Raw genomic sequence first — 3,130 nt, forward strand, 5'->3', positions numbered from 1 at the left:
GATAACAGGCGCACGAAAGCCTTATTATTGCCGCCATCAACGCTAGCCGAAGCAACCTCAATCTGTTTCACCAGCTTCTGTTCATAGGCATCCACAGCATCCAGACGGTAGAGCATGTGGTGTTTGTCTGCATGGGTTGCAGAATAGCGCAAGGTGCAGAGCGGGTTCATGGCTCCCAGGGCTTCCTTGCCTCGGCCTTCCAGACCACCGTCAACAGATTGCGGTTCATCAACAATAATAATGGGGGATGTGGCCCGGATCAGGTCAATCGGCTTTTCGCCACCGGTCTTTTCGCTGTCTTTGTAGAGGTTATTCACATCCTTCTTGTTGATTGCGCCAACCGTTGCCACCATGATCTGGATGTTTGGGCTGGTGGCAAAGTTGCGCACCTGTCCCAGCTTGGATGAATCATACTGGAAGAATTCATACCCCTTGGCACCGGGATACAGCCCCTCAAAGTGGTCTCTGGTTATTTCCAGGGTCTTGTTGGTGCCTTCCTTGATAGCCACAGACGGCACGACGATAACAAACTTGGTGAAGCCGTACCGCTTGTTCAGCTCAAATATCGTCCGCAGGTAGACATAAGTCTTGCCAGTGCCGGTCTCCATCTCCACCGTAAAATCACCAGATGAAAGAGAATCTGATGGACGCAGGCCATTACGGAGCTGAATATCCTGCAGATTAGCCAGCAGTTCATCATCCAGAAGCTGCAACCGGTTGCCAATACCCAGATCATTCTGGGCAAAGGCCAGCAGATGTTGTTCGCCAATGCTGCTGGTAACGGTAAATTCGGTACGACAGATTTCCTGACCACGAAAAAGATCGGCCACTGCTTCAATGGCGGCATGCTGGTAGTCAAGGTTATGTTCAAAGTGGAGTTTCATGAATGGGATTCCTTATATTATCAATCCGCAGATGGCGCAGATTTACACAGATATAATCTGAAAAACTGTTACCACGAAACACACAAAACACACGAAATTAAAGGCAAAAGCAGGTCTTTTAGGTTAAAACCCCAAGAGTTTTTCTGGTTTCTTCAAAAAGTTCTTTCATGTTTTTAGCGTATATCGTGGTTAAGCGTTTTTTATCTGCGTTTATCTGCAAAATCTGTGGATAAAAATCAAATGAACTTGTAAGTATTCCTTACAGGTTACTTTTAGACACTCAGTGAACTGTTCGGTATTTCCGAATAGTTGCTATTCCTCACTATTGGCTTCAATCAGCGCCCGCTCCCGCGTCAGCTCCTTTTGCAACTCTTCTTCGCTTGGCAGGTAGTCCATATATTGCGAGGCAAATATCTGTTTGCGGTCGCTCAGCACAGAATATTTGGCAACCGCTTCACTCTTGTCTGAGCAGAGGATCAGTCCGATGGTAGGATTGTCGCCCGGCACTTTGAAACAGTCCTCAAACATACGGACATATCCATCCATCTGGCCAACATCCTGGTGAGTCAATTTGCCGATTTTTAGGTCAATCAACAGAAAACATTTAAGAATGAAATTGTAAAAGACCAGATCGATATAAAAATTCTCTTCATCAAACCGGAGCTGCTTCTGCCGGGCAACGAACGAAAATCCTTTTCCCAGCTCCAGCAAAAACATCTGCAGGTTGCTGATAATGGCTTTTTCCAGGTCTTTTTCATGCAATGAAGGAGAATCGGGAAGGTCAAGAAATTCCAGCACGTAAGGTGATTTCATCAGGTCTATCGGTGACAGCGTATCGCCGGGCAGTCTGTCACGCTTTTCAGGTTTCAGCCCCTCTACGCCTTTGTTCTGCAAAATCCGTTCAAAATAAGCGGTCTGTATCTGACGTTCAAGCTGGTACTTGGTCCAGCCACAATCTATGGCCTCCTTTTCATAGAAAAGTCTGGCTTCCGGCTTATTAACCCGCATCAGCGCCCTATAGTGCGACCATGTGAGCGATGATGAAAAGCCGCCTAATTCGCTACCTGCCGGGTAGCGTAATACATTGCTGGTACATTCTGTCCCGTTTGGGGATAGAATTTGATTGTTGGTAATGGCATCAGGGGAAGCGGTAGATTCTCTTCCTGCCGGGGATAGAATCGCTGGTGTCCGATTTGAATATACCTGATAAAACTGCCGGAACTTCCATAGAGTGGGAGAAGAAAACCCTTTGCCATACCTAACAGTAAGCTGTACGGAAAGCTTTTCTATAACCTGTTTTCCATACTCAGCCCGCTCATCGCCCTGCTGCAACTCCTGCACAATTTCACGGCCTATCAGCCAATAGGCAATCACCATGTTGCTGTTGACTGCCCGCACCACATTGGTTCGCGCCTGTTCAAGGATGGAAACAACCCTATCCATCAAGCCATCACCGGATACATTGATTAATGCACTCATCGGCGTAATCTGCGGACGTTTTCCCATAGCTACAGACTCCTCACATCATCCAGACCATGCTGCTGGAGGATGGCGGTAAGGTTAGTCTTGGTCACGTCATCGGCAAAGGCGCTGTCACGGAATACCAGGCGGGTATCAACGGCTGGCTTCAGTTCGACATGCCAGCTAATTATCCCCTGTGCCAGCGGCTCAACCGCATCACGGTTAATAGCTTCTGCCAGGCAGACCAGCAAGGCACCGGCACCAATGCTATAGACTGTTTTATCGGCAATGGTTTTCTGCTCAATGGGAACCGTCAGATCAAGCCCCAGCTTCAGCAGCAGTTCATAGAGGATATCCTGCTCACTGCGGCCAGCAACAATATGTTCTGCATGATCCAAGAGGGTCTGCTCCAGATCATCCCGGTTGGGTTGCCAGGCACGGATGTTTGAGGTGTCGAGTTTGAAGACGCGGAAACCAAGGTCGCCGGCAAAGAGTGGGTTGTCTTCTTTGATTTTCTTGCCAGCACGGCGGAGGCGTTCTTTGGTTAGTTCGGCAATAGTACGAGATTTACCAAGCTTATCACAGTATTTTGCACCTATTTTTTGATCCTTGTCATCCGGATCTAATGGTTCCGGAAGTTGCACAAGAACAAATCTACGTTTTCTATTATCTTGTACATTTAAACGCCATACAGCATGCCCAGAAGACCCGAAAAAAGAAAAAAAATCAATAATGCAGTCATCTGGTTCAAGTAGATATTCAAACAATTCTTTTAGTAATAGTAC

At 47.3% G+C, this 3,130-nt stretch carries 3 protein-coding genes; all 3 read right to left on the minus strand.

Going from position 1 to position 3,130, the window contains the following annotated elements:
* Positions 1-884 (minus strand): DEAD/DEAH box helicase family protein (locus tag OEL57_RS15750; protein WP_300741782.1); only part of this gene is annotated, 884 nt, incomplete at its 3' end.
* A gap of 312 nt (positions 885-1,196) precedes the next feature.
* Positions 1,197-2,390: a PDDEXK nuclease domain-containing protein gene (locus OEL57_RS15755; protein WP_300741784.1), complete on the minus strand. Its 1,194-nt coding sequence runs from the start codon at positions 2,388-2,390 to the stop codon at positions 1,197-1,199.
* 2 nt (positions 2,391-2,392) lie between these two features.
* Positions 2,393-2,989 (minus strand): hypothetical protein, encoded by a 597-nt coding sequence (locus tag OEL57_RS15760; RefSeq protein WP_300741786.1) that lies wholly within the window; start codon positions 2,987-2,989, stop codon positions 2,393-2,395.
* Positions 2,990-3,130 lie beyond the last annotated feature (141 nt).

The organism is Trichlorobacter sp. (genome assembly GCF_030247655.1).
Taxonomy (GTDB): domain Bacteria; phylum Desulfobacterota; class Desulfuromonadia; order Geobacterales; family Pseudopelobacteraceae; genus Trichlorobacter.

Coding starts and splice junctions, on each gene's coding strand:
- OEL57_RS15755 (WP_300741784.1), bottom strand. CDS start 2,390: ATGGGAAAACGTCCGCAGATTACGCCGATGAGTGCATTAATCAATGTA.